The sequence below is a fragment of the Alcaligenes sp. PF14 genome (genome assembly GCF_037150615.1).
Taxonomy (GTDB): domain Bacteria; phylum Pseudomonadota; class Gammaproteobacteria; order Burkholderiales; family Burkholderiaceae_B; genus Alcaligenes; species Alcaligenes phenolicus.
In genome coordinates this window covers 25,771-49,285 of sequence record NZ_JBAGRS010000006.1, presented here as the reverse complement: position 1 = coordinate 49,285, position 23,515 = coordinate 25,771, and the positions used below count along the sequence as shown (strand labels likewise).

The following is a 23,515-nucleotide window of genomic DNA, read 5'->3' as shown; positions in this document are numbered from 1 at the left end:
TGGCCGTCTCAAGACTCGGTGCCCCATGTAAAAGCGCCCCTCGAGGGGGCTGCAAGCCGAAGGTACAGCTTTGGGGTATTTCTTATTGGTCGCAGCACAAAGCAGGCACGCAACGTCAGTCGTCCTGCGCCTGGGGATTTGCCTGATAACGCAACCAGCCAGCAATCACACTGCCACCGCCCGGACGATCCTTGGGATGACTACGGCCTTCATTAACCGGTACTTCTTCAAAGTCGAAGGGGCTCATGCCCTCAATACAGGCTACGTTCACTCCATACTGCTCCGGGTTGGAACGGCGCTGATGGAAGGTATAAATCCCGCAATGCGAACAGAAATAATGCCGGGCCTGCCCGGTGTTGAACTGATAAAGCGTCAGTGCATCCTGCCCTTGCTCCACCTGAATATCGGCCAGGTTAGCCGACACCGCCACCGCGCCACGCATGCGGCAATAGGAGCAATTGCAACGGCGCGCCGAACGCAGACCATCTGTCAGCTTCACATTGAAACGAACGGCTCCGCAATGGCAGGCCGCTTTGTACACAGGGCGAGTATCAGGGGTGTTTTCAGTCATAAGTGGCTTTTAATCGCAATGAATGCAAGGCTGGAAATACCATGCTAAATCACAAACGCAAAAAAACCGGGCCAAAGGCCCGGTAAAAGTAGTTTGTCTAATAAAAGACAGAGATAACTCAGTTGCTTGCCAGCGCGACCAGACGCCCTGACAGTACGGATTCTTTATCAGCCAAGGCCGCAATTACGTTGTAGTGATTCGTTCCCGGCAAGCTGCGATACACCGTATCCCCCCCTTGTCCCGACCAGACCTTGGCCAGTTCCTGACTTTGACGATGAAATTCCGAGGTTTCGTCACCGCCTACCCAGGCCTCGAAAGGCTGCCCATTGGCAGGGGCAGGCCAGAACAAGGGGCTGGAGGCTCGGGCGGTATCGGCATTGAGCTGCAAGGCGTCATTGATGCCGATATGCGTCAGCGGTTCCAGGTCATACAAGCCGGACAAACCCAGGCCCGCCTGCAACATGTCGTGGGGCAGGTCCGGCGCAAAACCGGGCCAATCCGTAGCCAGCAAGCAAGCTGCCAAGTGGCCCCCTGCCGAGTGTCCTGCCATCACGATCGGACGCTTGAAACGTCGCCAGACCGTCGCGCAAGCCAGGCGCAGCTCATCAATGATCTGCGCCACGCTCGCCTGCGGGCACAAGGTATAGGTAGGCAATACCGTAATCAGGCCGTTATCCACGCTGCCTTGTGCCAGATGGCTGAAACGACGCTGATCCATGGACTGCCAATAGCCACCATGAATGAACATCAGCACCGCCGCATCCGGGCGCTCCACAGCCGGAAAGTGAATGTCCATGACATTACGCGTTTCCGGGCCGTAAGGCTGATTGGCTTCATGATGCGAACCAGCCCGAAACTGCTCGGCCAACCCCGACCACGAGGCCACAATCTCCTTGTGATCGGGCACATGCCAACTGGCGTTGTATTCACTTTCCAGATGCTGTGTCATGACGGGCTTAGTCCTTGGGAACGCCCAATTCAGCAGCCACGCGATCCAGCTCGGCACGGTAGAAGTTCAGCGCTTCCTGAGCCTCCACACCCTTGGCCTCGCTTAACCATTGCTGCTCAATCACCGCCAGCTTGGTCTTCATGGCTTCCAGCTGCTCGCCTTCAATACGGTGCACCTTGATGCCTTCAGCGCTCAAGCGATCAAAAGCCGCCATATTGTTCTTTTGCCAGATACCCGAGAAACGCTTGACCAGTACTTCACCCGACAAGGCATCAATCGCGGCACGGTCGGCCTCGCTGATACGCTGCCAGCTGCGCTCGTTAACCACCATGAACTGGCTGGAAGCGGAGAAGCCACCGGGCAGGACGAACAGATTCGGCATGAAGCGCGCCAGATTGAAGTCGATCACCGTGGTGTAGTTCTGGAACATGCCATCAATAATGCCGCGCGAAATCTGGTCATAGGCTTCGGTCAGCGTCGAGGAAATCGACACCAGACCCAGCAACTTGGCGATACGCTCCACCAGCACGCCGGGAATACGGATCTTGGTGCCATCCAGCTTGTCCAGGCTGTCTACCTTGGCAGCGGTCCACAACTGGTACGAGCCAGGAACCCACGCGCCCAGCAGCTTGGTGCCGGCGTGTTCGTTCTTGCCCATGAAGTACTTCTGATAAGTACGCCAGTAGGCCAGCGAATTCACCTGAGCGTTCTCGGCCGTCATGGGCAGCTCCACCATTTCCGTCAGCTTGAAACGCTCCGGGGTATAGGAGTGCACACCAATGGTCATGTCCGCCACACCATTACGCACCAGATCGTAGTGCGAAGCCGGGGTGCCCAGAGGCGGCAAAACCTGAATCTTCACCCGTCCTTCCGTTGCCTGTTCCACATCCTTGGCCCAAGGGTTCAACATCTCGGTCACCATGGGATGGGTGGGTGGCAACCAATTGGAAAAACGCAGCGTGACGTTCTGTGCCTGAACGCTGGTGCTGGCTGCCAGGGCGACTGCCGCTACCCCCACCCATTTGCTAACTTGCTTAATCATGCTTATTCCTTCGAGAAAATCAGATTCAATAAAAATGGCTTACATCAATGAGGGCAGAAACAAAGCAATGCCGGGAATGCCAATCAAGAGCGCCAGGCGCAGCAGATCAGCAAAGACAAAATAGATAACGCCGCGGTAAATGGTGCCCAGCGACATGGACGGCACCACTGAATTGAGCACAAAGACATTCATCCCCAAGGGCGGTGTGATCAGGCCCACTTCGATCAAGGTGACCACCAGAATGCCGAACCAGATCGGGTCCAGGCCCAGATTCGTGATCAATGGGAAGACAATGGGCAAAGTCAGCAGAAGCATGGACATGCCTTCCAACATGCAGCCCAGGACCAGGTACAGCACCACAATGCCCAGCAAAATGCCCCAGCCTGGCAAGTCCCATTGCTGGACCGCGTCGGACAACATGGCGGTAAAGCCGGCCACGTTCACAAAGGTGGTGAAGATCTGTGCCCCCACCATAATCACGAAGATGGCGGCACTGGTCATGGCGGTTTCACGCAGGGCACCCATCAAGCTCTGCCAGCAAAACTTGCGACGCCAGATCATGATGAGCAGCGCACCCACCGCACCAATACCGGCCGCTTCAGTCGGCGTGAACAAGTTGCCGTAAATCCCGCCGATGACCAGCAGGAACAACAGTAAAACGGCGCCGACACTTTTCAGGCCGCGAATGCGCTCCAGCCAGGAACTACGCTCTCCTGCCGTTGCCAGACCGGGAGTCATGCGAGTGGCCACCATCACCGCAACGATATACAACACCATGCCCAAAATACCGGGCAACACGGCTGCAATAAACAGCTTGCCAATATCCGTGCTGGTCAGCACGCCATAGACAATCAGGGGCACGCTGGGCGGGATCATGGCACCCAGGGTACCGGCCGAGGCAATAGCGCCGCCTGCCAGGGAATCGGCATAGCCATAGCGCTTCATGGAGGGATAGGCGACCCGAGCCATAGTGGCCGTCGTCGCAAAGCTGGAGCCGCATACGGCCGAGAACATACCGCCCGACAGCACCGTTGCAATGGCCAGACCGCCACGGCGATGGCCTACAAAGCGATAAGCCAGATCGAACAGATCTTTAGAGACATCCGCCCGTGTCACCAGATTGCCCATCAGGATGAACAGCGGGATGACGGACAAGTTGTAGTTATGAACCAGGCGATACGAGGTTTCCGCAGCCATATAGGCGGCCGGGCCCCAATCAACTACGTAAGCAAAGCCACCAATACCAACCAGAGCCATCGCCACCGCGATGGGTACTTCCAGGACCATGAGCACGATCAGGATGATCATGCCAGTGACAACGACAGTCATTATTTTTCCTCAGCGAGCTCGTCGCCGTCAGCACTGAACAGTGCGGCCAGCGTGGACAGGGCGCACATCACCGCTGCAAAGTAAGCAAAAGGCGCCAATGGCAGGTCTGCAAATACCGCGCGCGAATTGGTCTGCGCAAACTGTGTACCCAAGGCCCACAGGTGATAAGCCAGAAAGGCCATCAGCACACCTGTCGCCACGCGACTGCACCAACGCAACAGACCTTGCACCAGCACGTTCTTGCCCACCAGAGAGCGCAGCAAGGACACTTTGACGTGCTTGCCACTCAAGGTGACAAAGGGCAGGGCGGCAAACACCATCACCCCGACCAGCACCTCGGTTAATTCAAAAGCGCCAGACAGCGGCCGCACGAAGCTGCGCATCATGACATCGGCAAAGGCCACCGCCATCAAGGCCAGAATGGCCAGTGCGGACAGCCCGAACATCCAACTACAAACATGACGCAAGAAACGGGTCTGCATCAATCTCCTCCCCTCTATAGGCATTGCGTGTAAATTTCAGCGCCTCGTGTAAATTTCGTGCATTAAATGTACACAAAATTTGCCCAAAAACAGTGTGATATTACTTTAAACCTCTAGTTTTTTGAAAAAAATAAGCTTGGGGTTTTCCATTAAATATTTATAAAAAACCTGAATACACAAGGGTTTCAGAGCCTCATTATGAAACCCGGGCAAAGAGCTTTCAGGAAAAAGACGGTCGTAAAGTACGTGCACAAATACTTTACAAAAACAGGAGTAAATGTACAGAAGCGGCTTTCAGGACGAAAAGGTGTACAGAGAACGAAGCTGGACCCAAGCTTCAGGCTTGCATGAAAGCGGATTACCCCTTGTTATTGAAGGGATATTCTGAACAGAAGATTTGCCTCCTCCCCGTGCCCGGCCTACCATCAAGGCGCTTCTGTTTTCGCTTCCGCTTTATTACTGACCAAGAGCCCGAACCATGCCCACCCTACGTCCCGCCCAACTTGCCGACATTGGCACGATTGGAGATATGTACGCCGAGCTATTCGCCCACATGCATCATTTGCAGCCGCACTACTACCTGCAAGCACGGCAGGACGAGGGCTTTATCCAGTCCATGATCGAGTCGGACCAGGCAGCCTTGTTTGTGGCCGAGAAGGACGATCAGGCGCTGGGTTTTATTATTGTTCAGCAGCAAAAGACCCCACCGTACAACTGCATCACGCCGCATGACTTTGCCTATGTGATTGATCTTGTCGTGACGGAATCGGCACGAGGCATGGGACTGGGCAAACTGCTGATGCAGACCGCCCAGGAGTGGGCACAAGTGCGTGGACTGGACTACATCGAGCTGGGAGTCTTGAGCAATAATCGGGGCGCTATCGCGCTATATGAGCAACTAGGCTATGAACACAACACCAGCATCATGCGCAAGGCGCTGAAATAAGGCAGGACACCGCGCCACCAGACCCTTTGATGATTGAGCAGGTACAAAAAAGCGCTCAAACACATTCTGTTTGAGCGCTTTTTTTGACTGGTTTCCCAAAGTCAGGACATCAAAGCCTTGGCCTTGATACGCCTTTGACTTATCAAAGCCATACCCAAGGGCCAGGAGTTCAGCCTTCTTCTACAAACTGCTGCACCTCGGCGGGCGTTAAGTAGCGCGACTCGCCTGGCTCCAGGCTGTCGTCCAGGGACAGAGAGCCAATACGCTCGCGATGCAAGGTCTGAACCAGATTCCCCAGAGAAGCAAACATACGCTTCACCTGATGGTATTTCCCTTCCTGGATGGTTAGCCTTGCGGTACGTTCATCAATGCGTTCCAGCACGGCTGGCAGCGTCGGCTTGTCCTCGCCATTCAACAAGATACCGGCCTTGAACAGTTCTTCTGCATTATCAGGCAAAGGCTCTGCCAAGGTCGCGACGTAGACCTTATCGCATTGATGGCGGGGCGAGATAATACGATGCGTCCACTGGCCATCATCCGTAATCAAAATCAGCCCGGTGGTATCCACATCCAATCGACCGACGGTGTGCAAGCGCTCGCGCTTTTCTACATCGATCAGCATCATCACAGAAGGGTAAGCACTATTTTTTAGGCTGCACTCGTAACCAGCGGGCTTATTGAGCATGATGTAACGCAGGCCAATCAGGGCAAGCGGCTCATCATCCCAGCACACTACATCGCCCTCTTGTACAACGTAAGTGCCTTTGGTCACTACCTCGCCATTGACGGTGATTTCTCCGCTTTTAAGCACTTTACGCGCGTCTGAGCGACTCAGATCCGTGCTCTCACCAAGAAACTTGTCCAGTCGCATTCCATTTCCAAACAAAGAATTATTGAATAATTTACAGCGTCTTTACGATCGATCAAGAGGCCTTGCAAGGCCGACGCCAGTTGCCACCATCAGATCCCACGACCCTTCTTTTAGTTCGTTCTGAAGCAGGGTGTATCACTGCAAGTAGACCACATCAGCTTGATTCCGCGCCTTTCCATTCCTGGCGCGTGACGCCATTGCCACCAACCCACCAGGCAATTGATCAGTCCGTGTCTACTGACAAAAATTAATTGAGCCTGCCCAAAGACGCTGAATCTTTAAGACTCAGAGCTCATCAGTCATCACCAAAAAAATGAGCCCCAGCAGGAACGCCGGAGCCCATTTTTCTTATCCGCATCACTGCGAGGTTTTCCACAAATTTCTGAGATCAGTTTTCATCAAACCGAACAGCTTTCAGGAACTGTGAACACCGACAGCCTTAAATATCCAGGTTCCCCGCCTGCAAGGCATGGGACTCGATAAAGGCACGACGTGGCTCAACGTGATCACCCATCAGCGTGGTGAAGATCTGATCCGCATCGATAGCATCAGCAATCTGCACACGCAGCAAACGACGTACAGTGGGGTCCATGGTCGTTTCCCACAGCTGGCTGGGGTTCATCTCACCCAGACCTTTGTAGCGCTGCTTGCTAAGCCCGCGTTCGGCTTCGGTCAACAGCCATTGCATGACTTCACGGAAGTCATCCACGGCGGTTTCACGACGCTTCTCGCCTTCACCACGAGCCACCATGGCGCCATCACCGATCAGACCGGCAAAGGTCTCGCCAGCGCGGGCCAGAGTTTGGTGATCGCCACCACGCACGAAGTTGCGGTCAAACACCGTGACACGGATGTTGCCATGGTGCAGACGCTGCACCACCACACGCCAGGACTCGCTCCCTTCATCAAAGGCGGCAAAGACTTTGACGACGGTGGGGGCAGCTTCGTCGAACAGGGCCTTCTCCAAATCCTTAGCAGTTTGTTCGGCGGCTTCCTGCGAGTCCAAGTTCAACTTCACGCCTTCAGCCAATGCTGACAGGGCATCACCGTCCATATGACGCGACAGACGCTCAATCACGGCCTTGGCCTTCACGTAGCGATGAGCGTAGTCGGACAAGGCTTCGCCTGTGATGGGAGCTGCACCTTCAGCTGGCGTCAGCACTGCATCGCGCAGGGCCAGCTTCAACATGAATTCCGCTTCCTCGGCCTCGTCCTTCAGGTACATCTCTTCACGCCCAACCTTAACCTTGAACAAGGGCGGCTGCGCGATGTACACATAGCCACGCTCAATCAACTCGGGCATCTGACGGTACAGCAGTGTCAGCAGCAGGGTACGAATGTGAGCACCGTCCACGTCCGCGTCAGTCATGATGATGATGCGGTGGTAGCGCAGTTTGTCGATATCAAAGTCCGGACCGATGCTGGTACCCAGGGCGGTGATCAGGGTGGTGATCTGCTCGCTGGAAATCAGACGATCGAAACGGGCTTTTTCTACGTTCAGCACCTTGCCGCGCAACGGCAGAATGGCCTGGAATTTACGGTCCCGACCTTGCTTGGCCGAGCCGCCTGCGGAGTCACCCTCCACAATGTACAGTTCGCACAGGGCGGGATCTTTTTCCTGACAGTCGGCCAGCTTGCCGGGCAGGCCAGCGCCTTCCAGCACGCTCTTGCGACGGGTCATTTCGCGGGCTTTACGGGCCGCTTCACGGGCACGGGCTGCTTCCACGATCTTGCCGCACAAGGCCTTGGCGTCGTTCGGATTTTCCAACAGCCAAGTTTCCAGGGTGCGGGCCACGGCTTCTTCCACGGCGGGACGCACTTCGCTGGACACCAGCTTGTCTTTGGTCTGGCTGCTGAACTTGGGCTCGGGCACCTTCACCGACAGCACGCAGACCAGGCCTTCGCGCATGTCGTCACCGGAAGTGTCGACCTTGGCTTTCTTGGCCAGTTCGTTGTCGGCAATGTACTTGTTCAGCACGCGGGTCATGGCCGCACGCAGACCGGTCAGGTGGGAACCACCGTCGCGCTGGGGAATATTGTTGGTGAAACACAGCACGGTTTCGGCGTAGCTGTCGTTCCACTGCATGGCCACTTCAACCGATACTGGCGTACCGCCGGCATTGGACTCGGTTGCGACGCTGAACACGTTAGGGTGCAGCGGGGTCTTGTTGCGGTTGATGAAGTCCACAAAACCTTTGACGCCGCCCAGGAAGGCAAAGTCTTCTTCCTTGCCCTGAATCTCGTCAACCAGGCGAATCTTCACGCCATTGTTCAGGAAGGACAGCTCGCGCAGGCGCTTGGCCAGGATCTCGTGGTGGTATTCGATATTGCTGAAAATTTCCACGTCAGCCAGGTAACGCACGCAAGTACCCGTGCGGCCTTCTGCAGGACCGGTCACCGCCAGGGGAGCGGTGCGCTCGCCACGGCGGAACTCGACCTGGTGTTCATTGCCATTGCGCCAGATGGTCAGCAACAGCCATTCGGACAGGGCGTTCACACAAGACACACCCACACCGTGCAAACCGCCAGACACCTTGTAGGAATTCTGGTCGAATTTACCGCCGGCGTGCAGTTCGGTCATGACGATTTCAGCGGCGCTGCGCTGGTGTTCGTCGTCCTTGTGGATATCGGTTGGAATACCGCGGCCGTTATCGCACACCGAAATGCTGTTGTCGGAGTGGATGGTGACGACGATATCGTCGCAATGACCGGCCAAGGCCTCATCAATCGCGTTATCCACCACCTCGAAAACCATGTGGTGCAGGCCGGTGCCATCGGAGGTGTCCCCGATGTACATGCCTGGACGCTTGCGCACGGCCTCCAGGCCTTTGAGCATTTTGATGGAATCAGCGCCGTAATCGGCTGGCTGGGTGGTCGTGGTTTGATCGGTCATAGCATAAAACCTTGTAATAGCCTGTCTGCTTCAAGCGGGTATGGCCCGGCGGGCCATACCGGTCAAACATGCTGCATTAAATGCGCATCGGCATGACCACGTACTTGAAGTCTTCTTGCTCGGGCAGCGTCATCAACACAGAGGCGTTGGCATCGGGCTGCACAGACCAGCGGACCGTTTCGTCCTTGATGCTGGCCAACACATCGAGCAGGTAGCTGACGTTAAAGCCAACGTCCAGACTTTCGTGTTCATAATCAATATCCAGCTCTTCGACGGCTTCTTCCTGTTCAGCGTTGGAAGCGGAGATCTTGAGCTGGTTTTGCGACAGTTGCAGTCGCACGCCACGCAGTTTGTCGGTGGTCAGAATGGCAGCACGTTGCAAACTGCCTTGCAGCACTTCACGGCTGACATCGAAGTGGCGGGTGTAGTTGGAAGGAATCACACGAGCAAAGTCGGGGAATTTGCCTTCAACCAGTTTGGAGACCAACTCCACATCGCCAAAGCGGAAACGAATCTGACGGCTGGACACATCAATGTTGACCAGATCGTCGGTATCGCCCAGCAAACGCTGCATTTCCAGCACCGTCTTGCGCGGCACGATGATGTCGTGACGCTCCTGCACGCCGTCAATTGCGGTGGCATTATGAGCCAGACGGTGACCGTCCGTGGTAACCGTACGTACCAGGCCGGGTTCAAACACCAGCAACATACCATTCAGGTAGTAGCGAATGTCTTGCTGCGCCATGGCAAAGTGCACCGTATTGAACAGGTGCTTCAAAGTGCGCTGGGGCATGCTCAAGGACACGTCCCACTGCTCTGGCAGGTTCAGCACTGGAAAATCAGCGGCTTCCAGAGTCTGCAACTGAAAGCGGCTCTTGCCGGACTGGATGGTCAGCTTGCCGCTGTCCAGGCCCAGGCGCACATCGCCAAAGTCGGGCAGGGCTTTCAGAATGTCCAGCAGCTTGCGGGCCGCCACCGTGGTGGCTGCATTGTCCTCACCCACGCCAAAGTCGGCATTGGTGGTGATCTGCACTTCCAGGTCGGTTGCCAGGAAAGAGACATCAGAGCCGTTTTTACGCAGCAGGATGTTGGCCAGAATCGGCAAAGTATGGCGGCGCTCCACAATGCCAACTACTGTGGATAAGGGCTTTAGCAATGCGTCGCGAGTAGCTTGAACGAGTTGCATGGTCATCCTTTGAGAGTTTGTTCCAGTACGTGTAATGCGTGATTCAGTTCGGCTTGCTTGGTGCGTGCATCCGAGATTTTGCGCACCGCGTGCAGCACCGTAGTGTGGTCCCTACCACCGAAAAGATCGCCAATTTCCGGCAAACTCTTTTGGGTCAGTTCCTTGGCCAGATACATGGCCACCTGGCGCGGCATGGCGATATTGGCGGGGCGGCGCTTGGAGTACATATCCGCGACCTTGATTTTATAAAAATCGGCCACGGTTTTCTGAATATTTTCCACTGTGATCTGCCCATTGGAGACCGACAGCAAATCCTTCAGTGCATCCTTGCACACTTCCACCGTCAAGACATCGCGGCCATGGAAACGCGCGTAGGCCGAAACCTTGCGCAGCGCCCCTTCCAGCTCGCGCACGTTGCTGCGCAGATGCTTGGCAATGAAGAAAGCCACTTCTTCGGGCATGGCAATGCCTTCGGCCTGAGCCTTGCGCAACAAGATTGCCACGCGCATTTCCAGCTCGGGCGGCTCGATGGCCACGGTCAGGCCGGAGTCAAAGCGCGAGATCAGGCGGCTATCAATATTGGCCAGCTCTTTGGGATAGGTATCCGAGGTGATGATGATCTGCTTGCGCTGAGCCACCATCGCTTCAAAGGCGTAGAAAAACTCTTCCTGCGTACGGTTCTTGCCGGCGAAAAACTGAATATCGTCAATCAGCAGCAAGTCCAGCGAATGGTAGTAGCGCTTGAACTCGTCAAACGCCTTGCGCTGGTATGCCTTGACCACGTCCGACACGTATTGGTCGGCATGGACGTAACGTACCCGCACACCATTGCCATTGGCGACCAGCGCATTGCCGATCGCGTGAATCAGGTGGGTCTTGCCCAAACCCACACCGCCATACAGAAAGAGTGGGTTATAGGAGACACCGGGGTTCTCGGCCACCTGCAAGGCCGCTGCGCGTGCCAGCTGGTTGGCTTTACCCGTCACGAAGTTGTCGAAAGTCAGTTCGGCGTTCAGGCGCGAACGATCCTGTACCGCATCCACCACCGCCGTCATGGCCGGGTTGGCAACAGGAGGGGCCAGGTTTTCACCGGTGGGGCTGCCTGCAGGCGCAGGAGCGGCACGATCGGCCAGGGCGCGACGAGGCGCCGCGCTGGCCGAGGGCAGCTCGAACTGAACCGTTACGGGACATTCGTAGAAATCCGAAGCCAGTTCCTCTATGCGAGTGGCGAAATTCTTGCGGACCCAATCCAGTTTGAAACGATTAGGAGCAGAAACGCGCAACACCCCGGCTTCGCTGTCGAAGTCCAGGGGAACCAGTGGACGTATCCACGCACTTATTTGTTGGGGGGGAAGCTCCTGCTCCAATTTCTGAACGCAGGACTGCCAGAATTCATTCATCGGTCATCACTTCTGTAAACCTCGATTCTACCCTGAGCTGTGCCAAGTTATCCACAGGCTAACAAATTTAGTTGCGTAATATCGGGCTAAATAATTGACACAACAGAAAGAATTTGCTGAAATGACGGGCTTAACACGATTTTCTGTTGCCAGATCCCAAGCGTTTGCGCTGTCGGGGTGGAGATTTTCTGCGATTTCTGGCGGCTCATTTTTTTGGATACACCATGAAACGCACCTACCAACCCTCTGTTACCCGTCGCAAGCGTACCCACGGTTTTCGCGTTCGCATGAAAACTCGCGGTGGCCGCGCTGTTTTGAACGCACGTCGCGCTAAAGGTCGCAAACGTCTGGCTGTATAAGCCATGTCGGGATGCGGGGCCCAGGGTGATGGATCTATTATCTAAAGCCCGACTCCCACGATACGCATCATGCGTGCCTCCTTTCCAGCTACGGCTCGCTTACATAGCCCCACCGAATACGCACAGTCTCTTAAAGGGCAACGCGTAGGTCGCGGGGCTTTGTTCGTGGTCACTCGCTCTCGTGGCGAAGATCCACACCAGACCGAAGGCGCCCGTCTGGGACTGATCGTCCCCAAGCGCTTTGCCAACCGCGCCGTCACCCGCAACACCATCAAGCGTATCTTGCGTGAAACCTTCCGCCACAAACGTGAAGGCTTGCCCAATGCCGCCTATGTCTTCAGGCTGCACAGCAAGGTACCCCAGGTGTCGCTGACTGCCCTGAAGCAACTGGTTCGCACCGAGGCCGACACCTTGTTCTCCAAGGTACGGCCATGATGCGCAAACTGGCTTCGGCACCGATCCGCTTTTACCAGTTTTTTCTGAGTCCCTGGATCGGTAGAAACTGCCGCTTTACTCCCAGCTGCTCCAACTATGCCTTGCAGGCCATTGACATTCATGGCCCGCTCAAAGGGCTATGGCTTGGTGGTGTACGCATCTGCCGCTGCAATCCCTGGTGCAAGGGAGGGCATGATCCTGTGCCCGCTCGCACGCCCGAAGACCGCAACACTTTCTGAAATCGTCCTGGTCTGCGCCTTGTTTTTCAAGGCAACCCCCTGTTTGCTGACCAGCTACGTTAAACTGCTAAGCTTTTGCTCAGCTTTATAAATGTGATACAGGCGCTATGGATATCCGACGCACCATCCTATGGATGATCTTCTCCTTTGCACTGCTGCTGCTGTGGAACAACTGGCAGGAATACAACGGCAAACCATCGCTGTTCGCTTCCACCCCAGCCACCACACAAGCGCCAGCAGCCTCCGACGAACCTGCCGCAAACGGTGGTGTTCCCGCTGCTCAAGAGCCGACTGCGTCTGCTGCCTTGCCTTCGAGCAACAGCGCGGTGTCTGCCACAGCGCAAACTATCGACATCACGACAGACGTCTACAAGCTGGGCTTTAGCACCGAAGGTGCCCAGCTGATCAAGGCCGAGCTGTTGAAGTACGGTTCGCCCGAGAACCCCGAGCAGCCCATGGTGCTGCTGGATAACTCGCCCGCCTCCACCTACCTGGCCCAGTCCGGTATTGTGGGTGCCTCTGGCCAGAACCTGCCCAACCACCTGACCCCGTTCACTCTGGTCTCGAGCCAGCGCAGCATGACGGGCGATACGCTGGACGTGGTGTTTGAAGCGACTTCGGACGACGTGAAAGTCACCAAGACCTACACGCTGCACAAGGGTCGCTACGACATCCAGGTTCGTCACGACATCCAGAACAATACCGGCTCGGCCATTGACCCGCGCCTGTACCTGCAACTGACTCGCGACGGCAACAACCCACCCGACTCTTCCCGCCTGTACAGCACCTTTACCGGTCCTGTGGTTTACTCCAGCGGCGACAAGTTCCAGAAGATCACCTTCTCGGACATCGACAAGAACAAGGCCACCTACGCGCGCAGCGTGGATAACGGCTGGATCGGCATGGTGCAGCATTACTTTGCAACCGCCTGGGTTCCTGCCCAGGATCTGCAACGCACCAACGAAATCCTGAAGCTGGGCAACAATCTGTACGCAGTACGCACGCTGGAGTCGGTCGGTTCGATCGCCGCTGGCCAAAGCAAGGCTGTGGACGCCTCCCTGTGGGTAGGCCCGCAAGACCAGAAAGCCATGTCGCAACTGGCTACCGGTCTGGATCTGGTGGTGGACTACGGCTGGCTGACCATCATCTCCAAGCCGCTGTTCAAGCTGCTGACCTGGCTGCATTCCCTGCTGGGTAACTGGGGCTGGGCCATTGTGGCGCTGACCGTGCTGATCAAGCTGGTGTTCTTCCCGCTGTCGGCCGCCAGCTACCGCTCCATGGCCAAGATGAAGCAATTTGCGCCACGCATGCAAGCCCTGCGCGAGAAGTTCGGTGACGACAAGGCCAAGCTGAACGCCGCCATGATGGAGATGTACCGCACCGAGAAGATCAACCCGCTGGGTGGCTGTTTACCCATGCTGGTTCAGATCCCTGTGTTCATTGCGCTGTACTGGGTGCTGCTGGGCAGCGTCGAGATGCGCGGTGCACCCTGGATTCTGTGGATTCACGACTTGGCCGCACGCGACCCATGGATGATTCTGCCCGCCATCATGATGGGTACCATGTTCCTGCAGATCAAGCTGAACCCCACCCCGCCTGATCCAATGCAAGCCAAAGTCATGATGCTGATGCCTCTGGTCTTTGGTGGCATGATGTTCTTCTTCCCCGCCGGTCTGGTTCTGTACTGGTGCGTGAACAACATCCTGTCCATTGCCCAGCAGCGCTACATCATGGTGCAGATCGAAAAGAACAGCGCGAAAGCAGCCAACAGCTAATTCGCTCTGACACAAAAAACCTCGCTACGTTTAGCGGGGTTTTTTTTTGCCTGCTACCCATGCCAGATCACTCGGAACGATCCTGCCCCACCTCGCTAAAGGCCCGTATTTACAAACATTGATTAACTTTTCAGATTCTGCTCATAGAAAATTCATGCGCAGCGTTTCTACTTACCGCTATGATCGGGATGAAAACCGTCTTGATAGCAAAAAGCTATTTGTTCACTAAAATCATTTGATTTAACTATTTCGACCAAGGCAAGTAGACTGATCTCAACTTCTTAAAACGACCCGCCCCCCTCGGTTCGGGTCAGCTTCAACGGAGAAACACAATGAGCAACAAAACCCTGACAACCGCCGCTGGCCGCCCGGTTGAGGAGAACCAGAACTCCATGACGGCAGGCCCTCGTGGTCCCGTCCTGATGCAGGATTATTGGCTGCTGGAGAAGCTGGCTCACTTTGACCGAGAACGCATCCCGGAGCGTGTCGTACACGCCAAAGGCTCGGGCGCTTTCGGTACCTTTACCGTCACGCACGACATCACGAAGTACAGCATGGCCAAGGTCTTCAAGCCAGGCAGCAAGACACCCGTTTTCTTACGTTTTTCCACCGTAGCAGGTGAAGCAGGAGCCGCCGATGCAGAACGCGACGTTCGAGGATTTGCCCTCAAATTCTATACAGAAGACGGAAACTGGGACCTCGTGGGCAATAACACTCCTGTCTTCTTTATACGGGATCCACTGAAGTTCCCCGACTTCATCCACACACAGAAACGCGACCCGCGCAGCCACCTGCGCAACATGAGCGCCGCCTGGGATTTCTGGTCCTTGTCGCCCGAGTCCTTGCACCAGGTCACCATCTTGATGAGCGACCGCGGTTTGCCCTGTAACCTTCGTCAGCAGCACGGCTTCGGTTCGCACACATACAGCCTGATCAACGACAAGGGCGAGCGCCACTGGGTGAAGTTCCACTTCAAATCCCAGCAGGGCATTGCCAACTACACCAATGAAGAAGCCGCCAAAGTCGTGGGCCAGGACCGCGAGAGTTCGCAGCGCGATCTATACGAGAACATTGAAAAGGGCAACTTCCCACGCTGGGCTCTGCGCATTCAGATCATGACCGAAGAGCAGGCACGCACCTACCACATCAACCCCTTTGACGTGACCAAGGTCTGGCCACATGGCGACTTCCCGCTGATCGATGTGGGCATGCTGGAGTTGAACGAGAACCCCACCAACTACTTTGCCCAAGTGGAGCAAGCCGCCTTTACGCCTGCCAACCTGGTGCCCGGCATTGGTCACTCGCCCGACCGCATGCTGCAAGGTCGTATCTTCTCCTACGGCGACACCCAGCGTTACCGTCTGGGCGTGAACCACGGGCTGCTGCCAGTGAACGCACCGCGTTGCCCGTTCCACAGCTACCACCGCGATGGCGCCATGCGTACTGGCGACAATAACGGCGGCACGATCAACTACGAGCCCAACAGCCAGGGCGAATGGCAACAGGCTCCCCGTAGCGAACCGCCTCTGGCGCTGGACGGCCAGCCGGCAGATCACTGGGATCACCGCGTGGATGATGATTACTACTCGCAGCCCGGCAATCTGTTCCGCCTGTTCAACGACGAGGAAAAGCAGCGTCTGTTCAGCAATATTGCCGACGCCATGGCCGGTGTCCCCAAGGAAATCATCGAGCGTCAGCTGGGTCACTTCACCAAGGCAGATCCTGCCTACGGTGCAGGTGTCAAAGCAGAACTGACAAAACGCGGTCAACTTTAAACCCTGACCGGGCTGTTTAAACCATCAAAGAATCGGCTCCCCATCTACAATCGGGGAGCCGATTTTTTTTGCACTGGCCCTGCGTTTTCCTACCGAGCCCCACCATGAAATTTGGCTACACCATCATCTACGTTCCCGACGTCGGCCAGGCACTGGATTACTTCAACCGCGCATTTGGCTTGACCACCAAAATGCTGCATGAAACCGGCTTGTACGGCGAGCTGGAAACCGGCCAAACCACCTTGGCCTTTGCGGGGGAAATGCTGGCCTACATGAACTACCCAAAAGGCCATTTGTCACCGCACGCGTCAGAAGTGCCGCTGGGCATCGAAATTGCCCTGGTCTGCGATGATGTACCTGCCGCTCATGCCAAGGCGCTGGCAGAAGGGGGCACGGAACTGGCGCCGCCGCAGGACAAGCCTTGGGGACAGGTGGTGTCTTATGTGCAAACACCGGAGCGCATTGTGGTGGAGTTGTGTACGCCGGTTAATTAAGTTTGTGCTGGATTCGGGATATGCATTCCGTGCACCTCAAGCGCAATCTGACAGGGGCGTGTCCGGGTCTTGCTAACATCGACTTGTTCAGAGCGGTTAGAACACTACACGTAGAAGCAAAAACGCCCCACACTCAAACTTGCGGGGCGTTTTTCCACATCCTTGAGTTTTACTGCTGCAAATACCCCGACTCCTTGATGATGGGTCCCCAAGTGTCCAGGTCGTTCTGAACAATGCGCGATAGCTCCTGCGCATCGCCCGACTCGGGTCGGAAGCCGATGGGCACAATCGCGCTTTCAATGCGTGGCAGCTTGGCCACTTCATTGAAGGCGTCCTGGAACTGTTTGACCATCTCCGGCTCCATGCCCAGCGGGGCAAAAATCCCCATCCAGCCCGACGCTTTCAGGTCGCCATAGCCCATTTCTGCAAAGGTGGGCACGTCTTTCAAGATAGGCAGGCGTTCCGCGCCGGTAATCCCCAGCACCCGCACCGAACCGGCGGCAACGTGTTCGGTAATCATGCCCACCGCATCCACGCCAGCGGGTATATGGTCACCCAGCAGGTCGTTGATCAAAGGGGCACCCCCTTTATAAGGCACGGGGGACATCTGGATATCGTTCTTCTTGGCGATGCTGTAGCCAATGAACTGAGGGGCACTGCCGGGGGCGGGAATGCCATAGTGGCCGTACTTTTCCGGTTCTTTGCGCACCAGCTCCACGTACTCCTGCAAGGTATTGGCAGGCGTGGTTTTACCCACCACAAAGATATGTTCGAACTTGGCGATCACGGCTACCGGCGCAAAATCCTTTATTGGATCGTAGCTGACCGTTTTTACGGTCAGGGGCAGGGTGGTCATCATGTGATTATTGGCGACCAACAGCACCGAGCCATCGGTAGGCGAGCGCAAAAAGCCTTGAGCGGCAACCTGCCCGCCCGCGCCTGCGCGGTTATCCACCACCACATTCACACCCAGCTTTTCACGTAATTGCTCGGCATACACCCGCGCGACGGCATCCGCTGTTCCTCCGGCCGGATAACCTACGACCAAACGTATGGTGTCCGGCAACTTGCTGGCAACAGACATGCCTGTTGCCAAGGCCAACGCCGTTCCCAGCAACACCTGCGCCCATTTCTTTTTCATTACTTGTCTCCCTACCTCTTGATGACGCTATTAAAGTTCTACTACTCGTCCATTTCCTTGTGCGGCATGACGGCTTAACAAAGCGGCAGCCGTCAATACGTCCTCGAATGCCAAGCCCAAGGATTTAAAAATCGTGATTTCTTCATTGTTGATGCGGCCTGCGGATTGCCCCTCCAGAACGGCACCCAGCTCGTTCAACTCGGTATCCGCCGACAAGTAGCCCTGCTTGCACGCATTCAAGAACTCGCCCGACTCGTTACGAGTGGATTGCGCACGGTCCACAAACAAACGGCCTGCCGTCATGGTGGGGCCATCCAGTTCACTGCTGGCGGGTGTGCTGGAACCCATGGCAGTGATGTGCGTGCCAGGGCGCAGCCATTCGCGCTGCAAGACAGGCGTGGCAGAGCTGGTGGCCGTCAGTACCATATCCGATTGAGACACGGCTTCCTGGGCCGAGACTCCAGCTATCAAGGGGCAATCCAGATACGCCTGGGCTTCCTCAATAAAATGCTGAGCCGACTGTGCGGAGCGGGTAATCACAAATACGTTGCTCAAGCGACGCACTTGCGCCACGGCACGCAACTGCCACAAGGCCTGATGCCCGCCACCAAACAAGGTCAGCACACTGGCATCCGGGCGCGCCAGCATGTCGGTGGCCAGGCCACTGACCGCTGCGGTACGCAAGGCCGTCACGCTGCTGGCATCCAGAATGGCACGTGTTTCGCCGGTCAAGCCGCTCATCAAGAGCACGCAGCCTTGATGGGGGTCCTTACCCAGGCGCACATTGTCTGGAAACAGGGTGCCCATCTTGGCACCGTACAAAGGCTCGGGATAAATCTCCGGCATGTTGATGCAGGCAGGCATCATGCCCAGAAAGCCGCTGGACAAATGGCTGCGCACAATCGTACGCAAGGGCTGGTCAATACGCCCTTGCTGCATGGCGACAAAACCCTGGCGCATCAGATCAATCGCCGCCCCCATATCCAGCCCTTCATACACTTCCTGAGCTTTTGCTACATAAACGCTTAGCTGCATAATTAGCCTTGCGCCAGTGGCGTGGTGATATGGCGGATAAAGGTGTCGGTATCCGTATTGGAGCCGCAAAACAACACGCCCACTCGTTGCCCGACCAGGTGTTTGCGCAAGGGGAACATCAAGGCGGCTGTGGCTACAGCGCAAGCCGGTTCAGTAGCCATCTTGAATTCGTTGAACAGGAAGTGCATGCCAGCGCGGATCTGGTCGTCGTTGACGGTCACCAAAGTATCGATATTGTCCTGACACACACGGAAGCTGAACTCGTCAGTATGCGGAGCCATCAGACTATCTGCGATGGACTGCATGGCGCCGATCTTTTGCGGCTCGCCAGCCTGGCGGCTAAGCGCCATGACGTTTGCTCCCACAGGCTCGATGCCATAGACCACGCAATCAGGCTGCCACAGCTTGACGGCAGCCGACACACCGGCGGCCAAGCCACCGCCCCCAATGGGCACCAGCACCGCGTCCAGCTTGCCCGCTTGCTGCAACCATTCGTAGCCCAGCGTGGCGGTTCCCAGCACGGTGGGGTAGGTGCTGAACGGATGAATGAAGGTCTTCTGTTCGTTCTTCTCTATATGACGCACCAGTTCAAACGCCTGCTCGCCATTGTCAGCAAAGACGATCTCGGCCCCATATTCGCGGCACAGCGCTACGCGCGCCGGGCTGGCCGTCTTGATCATCACGGTCTTGGCTTTCACCCCCATTTGATGGGCGGCATAGGCCACGGCCACGGCGTGGTTACCTGCAGAAACGCAAGTCACCCCTTGCTGGCGTGCTTCTTCGGACAAGCTCAACAAGTTGTTGAAAGCACCGCGTACCTTGAACGTGCCCGAGGCCTGCAAATGCTCGAACTTGAAATTGACGGCGCTGTCCAGACGCCCGGTCTGGTAATCGAACACGGGCGTCTGGTGCACATAGGGACGCAGACGCTCATGCGCCTGCACCACATTTTCCTTGGTAACTTTTTCTGTTGTCATGGGTTTGCCTTGAAACCTGTTTGTCTATTTTTAAGAGGCTACGGCCTGGCTGCGAATCAGGGCCCGCAAGAACTGCTCGCACTGCTCCACTTGCGCCAGTTCTACGTATTCGTCAGGACGATGGGCCTGCTCGATATTGCCGGGACCACAAATAATCGAAGGGATACCGGCTTGCTGGAACAGACCTGCCTCGGTGCCATAGGCCACTTTGCGCACCGTGTCGTCCCGCGTCAGTTCACGCACCAGCTTGGTAATGGCTGCTTGTTCTTCAGGATTCAGGCCGGGAGCGCTGGCCAGTTTCTCCAGCTCCACCAAAGCATCCGGATGCTCGCGGCGCATGGCAGGCAGGACTTTCAGGTCAATGAACTCACGGATTTCCTGCAAGATAGGCTCAGGGTCCACGCCGGGCAGATTGCGGTATTCAAATTCAAACTCGCAAAGGTCAGGTACGGTATTCAAGGCGATACCGCCACGAATCATGCTGGTCTGCAAAGTGGTGAAGGGCACGTCAAAATCATGGTCATAAGGGCCCATGCTCTTGTAGTCGTCGGCCAGATCACGGATGGCGGTAATGATGCGGGCGGCATGCTCAATCGCGTTCACACCCTTGGGGGTCAGCGAGGAGTGCGCGGCATGACCGTGCACCCGGCAGCGATAGGCGTTAATGCCTTTATGCGCCACGATGGTGCGCATGCTGGTGGGTTCACCCACCACGCAACCTTCCGGTTTCACGCCACGGCGGACCAAGTCATCAATCATGACTGGCGCGCCCACACATCCCACTTCTTCGTCGTAGGAGTAGGCAAGGTGGATGGGTTTGGACAGCTTGGTCGCCAGCATTTCAGGAACCAATTGCAAGGTCACACCGACAAAGCCTTTCATGTCGCAAGTACCGCGGCCATACAGGCGGTCGTCGCGAATCTCGGCTTTGAAAGGGTCACTGCTCCAGTTCTGGCCATCGACAGGCACCACATCAGTATGGCCCGACAAAACAATGCCACCCGTACGCGTGCCATCGGCAGCCGGAATCGTAGCGAACAGATTGGCCTTGCGGCCGCTGGCGTCATGCGTCAGCACAGTTTCCAGCCCTTGCTGCTGCAAATAGGCCTGCACGTCATGAATCAGTTCCAGGTTGGATTCCCGGCTTGTCGTATCATAAGCAATCAGTTTTTGTATCCATTCCACCGAGGTAGAGGGATAAGCAGTAGGATCAAACAACGCAGTCATGCCTTCTTTCTCCCAGCGTAAAACGTGTAGTTCTATACAATAGGACAGAGTTTTCCTATAAGAAAATTAATATTATTTATAAGAAGATGGTTTTTTACTTCTTTAGGTTATGACAAAAGACTTAGCCAACACCGCCCCCAACTTATTGAGCAAAACAGCCATGGGGGCGCGCATACGTGATGAACGCAAACGACAGGGCCTGACCCTGCTGATGTTGGCACGCTTATCCAATGTGTCTTTGTCCACCCTGTCCAAGGCAGAGCGCGGCCTGATTGGCCTGAGCTACGAAAAATTTCTGGCCGTCAGCCGGGCCTTGAAGATGGATTTGTCCGACCTGTTCAAGACACCTCGCGATCAAAATGAATCCGGCATGGATATTCTGGTGGGACGGGCTTCACGTACCGTGACCTACCATGCGCATCGTTATGAATACGGCATGCTGGCATCGGAATGGATCAACAAGAAAATGACGCCCATGCACGGGCGTGTCCTGGCCGGTAAACCACGCGATGCCAGCGACTTCAGCCAGCACGAAGGCGAAGAATTTATTTTTGTGATCGAAGGGCAGTTGACCATGCAGTTTCAGGACGGGCGCCGCCACGTGCTGCAGGCGCGCGACAGCATCTACTTCAAAAGCAATCTGGGCCACTTGTACCTGTGCGAACACGGGGAAAGCGTGGAGATCTTGGTGGTTTGTGTGAACAATCATTAGGCTCAAGAGGCGTAGACAGCTAACTTTTGCCGCTGTGGTGACATACCCAAGAGCTTGTTTATTTGCTTTGGCCCCGGTTAGATAACCCAGATGCCTGCCTGATTGCCTGATTGCCTGATTCTCAAGACCCTGGGCCACAAGTAGATAAACACAAGCGTTTCAGATACCAACAAGGGCTAACGCTCCAAGTCCGAACCATCCACCTGCTCCATTACAATACGGCTCTGTTCTGCCTCTTTGATCGATCTGCCCATGTCCAGCTCTTCCCCTATTGTGGCTATTGCCACCGCCCCCGGCCGGGGTGGTATTGGTGTCATCCGTGTGTCCGGCAAGGAGCTTGATGCTCTGATCCAGACCCTGTTTGGCCGTACGCTGCAAGCGCGTCATGCGCACTTTTTGCCCTTCAAGGACGCACAAGACGAGGCAATCGACGAGGGCATCGCGCTGTTCTTTAAAGGCCCGCATTCTTATACCGGCGAAGATGTGCTGGAGCTGCAGGGCCACGGCGGCCCGGCTGTTCTGCGCCGCCTGCTGGATCGCTGCCTGGAAGCGGGTAAAGATCAGGGCCTGCGCCTGGCCGAGCCTGGCGAGTTCACCCAGCGCGCCTTCTTGAATGACAGACTGGACCTGGCCCAGGCCGAGGCCGTGGCCGACTTGATTGACGCTTCATCGGAAGCCGCGGCCCGCAGTGCCGTCGCGTCCCTATCCGGCGTGTTTTCCAACAACGTCAACGCCCTGGCCGACCGTATCATTCACCTGCGCATGCTGGTAGAAGCTACGCTGGATTTCCCCGAAGAAGAAATCGACTTCCTGGAAAAGTATCAGGCGGCGGCCACCCTGCAAGGCATACAGGACGAGCTGGAACGCATCCTGCAGCATTCGCGTCAAGGGGCGATCCTGCGCGAGGGCCTGCACGTTGTACTGGCAGGCCAGCCCAATGTGGGTAAATCCAGCCTGCTCAACGCCCTGGCCGGTGAAGATGTGGCCATCGTGACCGACATCGCCGGCACCACCCGCGACCGCGTCATGCAGCTGATCCACATCGATGGCATCCCGCTACATATCGTGGACACCGCTGGTCTGCGTGAAACCGAGGACACCGTAGAGCGCATCGGTATCGCCCGAACCTGGGACGAAATCGCCAAGGCGAACGTGATCGTGCACCTGCTCGATGCTCGCAACCCGCAAGACGAGCTCGATAGTGCCATTACCACTCGCCTGCCATCACACGTACCCGTGCTGCGCGTCTATAACAAGATAGACTTGCTGACAGCTGAGCAACAGGCGGCCTTGCCGGCACAAGAAAGCGGCGCCACCGTGCTGCCGATTTCTGCCCGTAAGGACATCGGTCTGGACACGCTGCGCCGCACCTTGCTGGATATCGCAGGCTGGAACCCCGGCAGTGAGTCCCCCTGGCTGGCACGAGAACGACACCTGCGGGCCTTGGAGCGCGCGGAGTACCACCTGGGCCTGGCTGCGGAACACGCCACACACAGCGATCAGGTATTGGATCTGTTTGCAGAAGAGCTCCGCCTGGCACATCTGGATCTGTGCTCGATTACCGGCGAGTTCAGCAGCGATGATTTGCTGGGGGAGATTTTCTCCAGTTTTTGTATTGGGAAGTGATGCAGGCCTGAACGTCCTCGGTGTCTCATCGCACTGGCCCCAGAACCAGAC

Annotated in this window: 22 protein-coding genes; 9 read left to right on the top strand and 13 right to left on the bottom strand. The window is 56.3% G+C overall.

What is annotated here, in order from left to right:
- Window positions 1-115: 115 nt before the first annotated feature.
- The 5 genes from WFM49_RS13705 to WFM49_RS13685 form a co-directional block, all read right to left on the bottom strand.
- A complete protein-coding gene (locus WFM49_RS13705; protein WP_336973773.1) occupies window positions 116-571 on the bottom strand; it encodes a GFA family protein in 456 nt (151 codons plus the stop codon).
- 118 nt (window positions 572-689) lie between these two features.
- Window positions 690-1,520, bottom strand: coding sequence for an alpha/beta hydrolase (locus WFM49_RS13700; protein WP_336973771.1), 831 nt, complete (start codon window positions 1,518-1,520; stop codon window positions 690-692).
- A 7-nt stretch (window positions 1,521-1,527) separates the two neighbouring features.
- Window positions 1,528-2,562 carry a TRAP transporter substrate-binding protein gene (locus WFM49_RS13695; RefSeq protein ID WP_336973769.1) on the bottom strand — a complete coding sequence of 345 codons (1,035 nt, stop codon included), beginning with the start codon at window positions 2,560-2,562 and terminating at the stop codon, window positions 1,528-1,530.
- A gap of 39 nt (window positions 2,563-2,601) precedes the next feature.
- Entirely contained in the window at window positions 2,602-3,891 is a 1,290-nt protein-coding gene (locus tag WFM49_RS13690) for a TRAP transporter large permease (protein ID WP_250756370.1), read from the bottom strand.
- Window positions 3,891-4,373: a TRAP transporter small permease gene (locus WFM49_RS13685; RefSeq protein ID WP_045930463.1), complete on the bottom strand. Its 483-nt coding sequence runs from the start codon at window positions 4,371-4,373 to the stop codon at window positions 3,891-3,893. Before WFM49_RS13685 ends, WFM49_RS13690 begins: the two co-directional genes overlap by 1 nt.
- Before the next feature lie 478 nt (window positions 4,374-4,851).
- Here WFM49_RS13685 and WFM49_RS13680 point away from each other — a divergent pair, with 478 nt between their 5' ends.
- The gene (locus tag WFM49_RS13680) at window positions 4,852-5,319 is read left to right on the top strand and encodes a GNAT family N-acetyltransferase (protein WP_060186788.1); all 468 of its coding nucleotides are present in this window, start codon (window positions 4,852-4,854) and stop codon (window positions 5,317-5,319) included.
- A 169-nt stretch (window positions 5,320-5,488) separates the two neighbouring features.
- On the opposite strand, the gene WFM49_RS13675 is transcribed toward WFM49_RS13680, so the two are convergent.
- The 4 genes from WFM49_RS13675 to dnaA all read right to left on the bottom strand — a co-directional run bounded on the left by WFM49_RS13675 (window position 5,489) and on the right by dnaA (window position 11,669).
- Window positions 5,489-6,190 carry a pseudouridine synthase gene (locus WFM49_RS13675; protein ID WP_250756368.1) on the bottom strand — a complete coding sequence of 234 codons (702 nt, stop codon included), beginning with the start codon at window positions 6,188-6,190 and terminating at the stop codon, window positions 5,489-5,491.
- Window positions 6,191-6,629: 439 nt separating this feature from the next.
- Complete coding sequence (gyrB, locus tag WFM49_RS13670) at window positions 6,630-9,083, bottom strand: DNA topoisomerase (ATP-hydrolyzing) subunit B (RefSeq protein ID WP_035269481.1); 2,454 nt, start codon at window positions 9,081-9,083, stop codon at window positions 6,630-6,632.
- Window positions 9,084-9,159: 76 nt separating this feature from the next.
- Window positions 9,160-10,269: a DNA polymerase III subunit beta gene (dnaN, locus tag WFM49_RS13665; RefSeq protein ID WP_009461439.1), complete on the bottom strand. Its 1,110-nt coding sequence runs from the start codon at window positions 10,267-10,269 to the stop codon at window positions 9,160-9,162.
- A gap of 2 nt (window positions 10,270-10,271) precedes the next feature.
- Entirely contained in the window at window positions 10,272-11,669 is a 1,398-nt protein-coding gene (gene dnaA / locus WFM49_RS13660; RefSeq protein WP_336973762.1) for a chromosomal replication initiator protein DnaA, read from the bottom strand.
- A 224-nt stretch (window positions 11,670-11,893) separates the two neighbouring features.
- On the opposite strand from dnaA, the gene rpmH reads away from it, so the two are divergent.
- From rpmH to WFM49_RS13630, 6 genes are all read left to right on the top strand, one after another.
- The gene (gene rpmH, locus WFM49_RS13655) at window positions 11,894-12,028 is read left to right on the top strand and encodes a 50S ribosomal protein L34 (protein WP_003800771.1); all 135 of its coding nucleotides are present in this window, start codon (window positions 11,894-11,896) and stop codon (window positions 12,026-12,028) included.
- A gap of 69 nt (window positions 12,029-12,097) precedes the next feature.
- The gene (gene rnpA, locus WFM49_RS13650; protein ID WP_009461433.1) at window positions 12,098-12,463 is read left to right on the top strand and encodes a ribonuclease P protein component; all 366 of its coding nucleotides are present in this window, start codon (window positions 12,098-12,100) and stop codon (window positions 12,461-12,463) included.
- A complete protein-coding gene (gene yidD, locus WFM49_RS13645; RefSeq protein WP_035269485.1) occupies window positions 12,460-12,702 on the top strand; it encodes a membrane protein insertion efficiency factor YidD in 243 nt (80 codons plus the stop codon). Before rnpA ends, yidD begins: the two co-directional genes overlap by 4 nt.
- Window positions 12,703-12,809: 107 nt before the next feature.
- The gene (gene yidC, locus WFM49_RS13640) at window positions 12,810-14,477 is read left to right on the top strand and encodes a membrane protein insertase YidC (protein WP_336973760.1); all 1,668 of its coding nucleotides are present in this window, start codon (window positions 12,810-12,812) and stop codon (window positions 14,475-14,477) included.
- A gap of 332 nt (window positions 14,478-14,809) precedes the next feature.
- Window positions 14,810-16,252: a catalase gene (locus WFM49_RS13635; RefSeq protein WP_009461427.1), complete on the top strand. Its 1,443-nt coding sequence runs from the start codon at window positions 14,810-14,812 to the stop codon at window positions 16,250-16,252.
- Between the two features lie 104 nt (window positions 16,253-16,356).
- On the top strand, window positions 16,357-16,746 hold the full coding sequence (locus WFM49_RS13630; RefSeq protein WP_009461425.1) for a VOC family protein: 390 nt from the start codon (window positions 16,357-16,359) through the stop codon (window positions 16,744-16,746).
- Window positions 16,747-16,915: 169 nt separating this feature from the next.
- Here the strand turns inward: WFM49_RS13630 and WFM49_RS13625 are convergent, their stop codons facing one another.
- Genes WFM49_RS13625 through argE form a run of 4 tightly spaced genes read right to left on the bottom strand, consistent with a single transcriptional unit; the run spans window position 16,916 to window position 21,126 of the window.
- Window positions 16,916-17,887, bottom strand: a complete 972-nt coding sequence (locus WFM49_RS13625; RefSeq protein WP_254500147.1) for a tripartite tricarboxylate transporter substrate-binding protein — start codon at window positions 17,885-17,887, stop codon at window positions 16,916-16,918.
- 30 nt (window positions 17,888-17,917) lie between these two features.
- The gene (locus WFM49_RS13620) at window positions 17,918-18,922 is read right to left on the bottom strand and encodes an ornithine cyclodeaminase family protein (protein ID WP_009461421.1); all 1,005 of its coding nucleotides are present in this window, start codon (window positions 18,920-18,922) and stop codon (window positions 17,918-17,920) included.
- Between the two features lie 2 nt (window positions 18,923-18,924).
- On the bottom strand, window positions 18,925-19,899 hold the full coding sequence (locus WFM49_RS13615; RefSeq protein ID WP_336973756.1) for a threonine ammonia-lyase: 975 nt from the start codon (window positions 19,897-19,899) through the stop codon (window positions 18,925-18,927).
- A gap of 30 nt (window positions 19,900-19,929) precedes the next feature.
- Window positions 19,930-21,126 carry an acetylornithine deacetylase gene (argE, locus tag WFM49_RS13610; RefSeq protein ID WP_009461417.1) on the bottom strand — a complete coding sequence of 399 codons (1,197 nt, stop codon included), beginning with the start codon at window positions 21,124-21,126 and terminating at the stop codon, window positions 19,930-19,932.
- Window positions 21,127-21,235: 109 nt separating this feature from the next.
- On the opposite strand from argE, the gene WFM49_RS13605 reads away from it, so the two are divergent.
- Both WFM49_RS13605 and mnmE read left to right on the top strand, forming a co-directional pair.
- Window positions 21,236-21,838, top strand: coding sequence for a helix-turn-helix domain-containing protein (locus WFM49_RS13605; protein ID WP_022983402.1), 603 nt, complete (start codon window positions 21,236-21,238; stop codon window positions 21,836-21,838).
- Between the two features lie 252 nt (window positions 21,839-22,090).
- A complete protein-coding gene (gene mnmE, locus WFM49_RS13600; RefSeq protein WP_336973753.1) occupies window positions 22,091-23,464 on the top strand; it encodes a tRNA uridine-5-carboxymethylaminomethyl(34) synthesis GTPase MnmE in 1,374 nt (457 codons plus the stop codon).
- The last annotated feature ends 51 nt before the right edge of the window (window positions 23,465-23,515 follow it).

Coding starts and splice junctions, on each gene's coding strand:
- mnmE (WP_336973753.1), top strand. CDS start 22,091: ATGTCCAGCTCTTCCCCTATTGTGGCTATTGCCACCGCCCCCGGCCGG.
- WFM49_RS13605 (WP_022983402.1), top strand. CDS start 21,236: ATGACAAAAGACTTAGCCAACACCGCCCCCAACTTATTGAGCAAAACA.
- WFM49_RS13615 (WP_336973756.1), bottom strand. CDS start 19,899: ATGACAACAGAAAAAGTTACCAAGGAAAATGTGGTGCAGGCGCATGAG.
- WFM49_RS13700 (WP_336973771.1), bottom strand. CDS start 1,520: ATGACACAGCATCTGGAAAGTGAATACAACGCCAGTTGGCATGTGCCC.
- WFM49_RS13675 (WP_250756368.1), bottom strand. CDS start 6,190: ATGCGACTGGACAAGTTTCTTGGTGAGAGCACGGATCTGAGTCGCTCA.
- dnaA (WP_336973762.1), bottom strand. CDS start 11,669: ATGAATGAATTCTGGCAGTCCTGCGTTCAGAAATTGGAGCAGGAGCTT.
- WFM49_RS13685 (WP_045930463.1), bottom strand. CDS start 4,373: ATGCAGACCCGTTTCTTGCGTCATGTTTGTAGTTGGATGTTCGGGCTG.
- WFM49_RS13625 (WP_254500147.1), bottom strand. CDS start 17,887: ATGAAAAAGAAATGGGCGCAGGTGTTGCTGGGAACGGCGTTGGCCTTG.
- rnpA (WP_009461433.1), top strand. CDS start 12,098: ATGCGTGCCTCCTTTCCAGCTACGGCTCGCTTACATAGCCCCACCGAA.
- argE (WP_009461417.1), bottom strand. CDS start 21,126: ATGACTGCGTTGTTTGATCCTACTGCTTATCCCTCTACCTCGGTGGAA.
- WFM49_RS13620 (WP_009461421.1), bottom strand. CDS start 18,922: ATGCAGCTAAGCGTTTATGTAGCAAAAGCTCAGGAAGTGTATGAAGGG.
- WFM49_RS13705 (WP_336973773.1), bottom strand. CDS start 571: ATGACTGAAAACACCCCTGATACTCGCCCTGTGTACAAAGCGGCCTGC.
- dnaN (WP_009461439.1), bottom strand. CDS start 10,269: ATGCAACTCGTTCAAGCTACTCGCGACGCATTGCTAAAGCCCTTATCC.
- WFM49_RS13695 (WP_336973769.1), bottom strand. CDS start 2,562: ATGATTAAGCAAGTTAGCAAATGGGTGGGGGTAGCGGCAGTCGCCCTG.
- gyrB (WP_035269481.1), bottom strand. CDS start 9,083: ATGACCGATCAAACCACGACCACCCAGCCAGCCGATTACGGCGCTGAT.
- WFM49_RS13680 (WP_060186788.1), top strand. CDS start 4,852: ATGCCCACCCTACGTCCCGCCCAACTTGCCGACATTGGCACGATTGGA.
- rpmH (WP_003800771.1), top strand. CDS start 11,894: ATGAAACGCACCTACCAACCCTCTGTTACCCGTCGCAAGCGTACCCAC.
- yidD (WP_035269485.1), top strand. CDS start 12,460: ATGATGCGCAAACTGGCTTCGGCACCGATCCGCTTTTACCAGTTTTTT.
- WFM49_RS13690 (WP_250756370.1), bottom strand. CDS start 3,891: ATGACTGTCGTTGTCACTGGCATGATCATCCTGATCGTGCTCATGGTC.
- WFM49_RS13635 (WP_009461427.1), top strand. CDS start 14,810: ATGAGCAACAAAACCCTGACAACCGCCGCTGGCCGCCCGGTTGAGGAG.
- yidC (WP_336973760.1), top strand. CDS start 12,810: ATGGATATCCGACGCACCATCCTATGGATGATCTTCTCCTTTGCACTG.
- WFM49_RS13630 (WP_009461425.1), top strand. CDS start 16,357: ATGAAATTTGGCTACACCATCATCTACGTTCCCGACGTCGGCCAGGCA.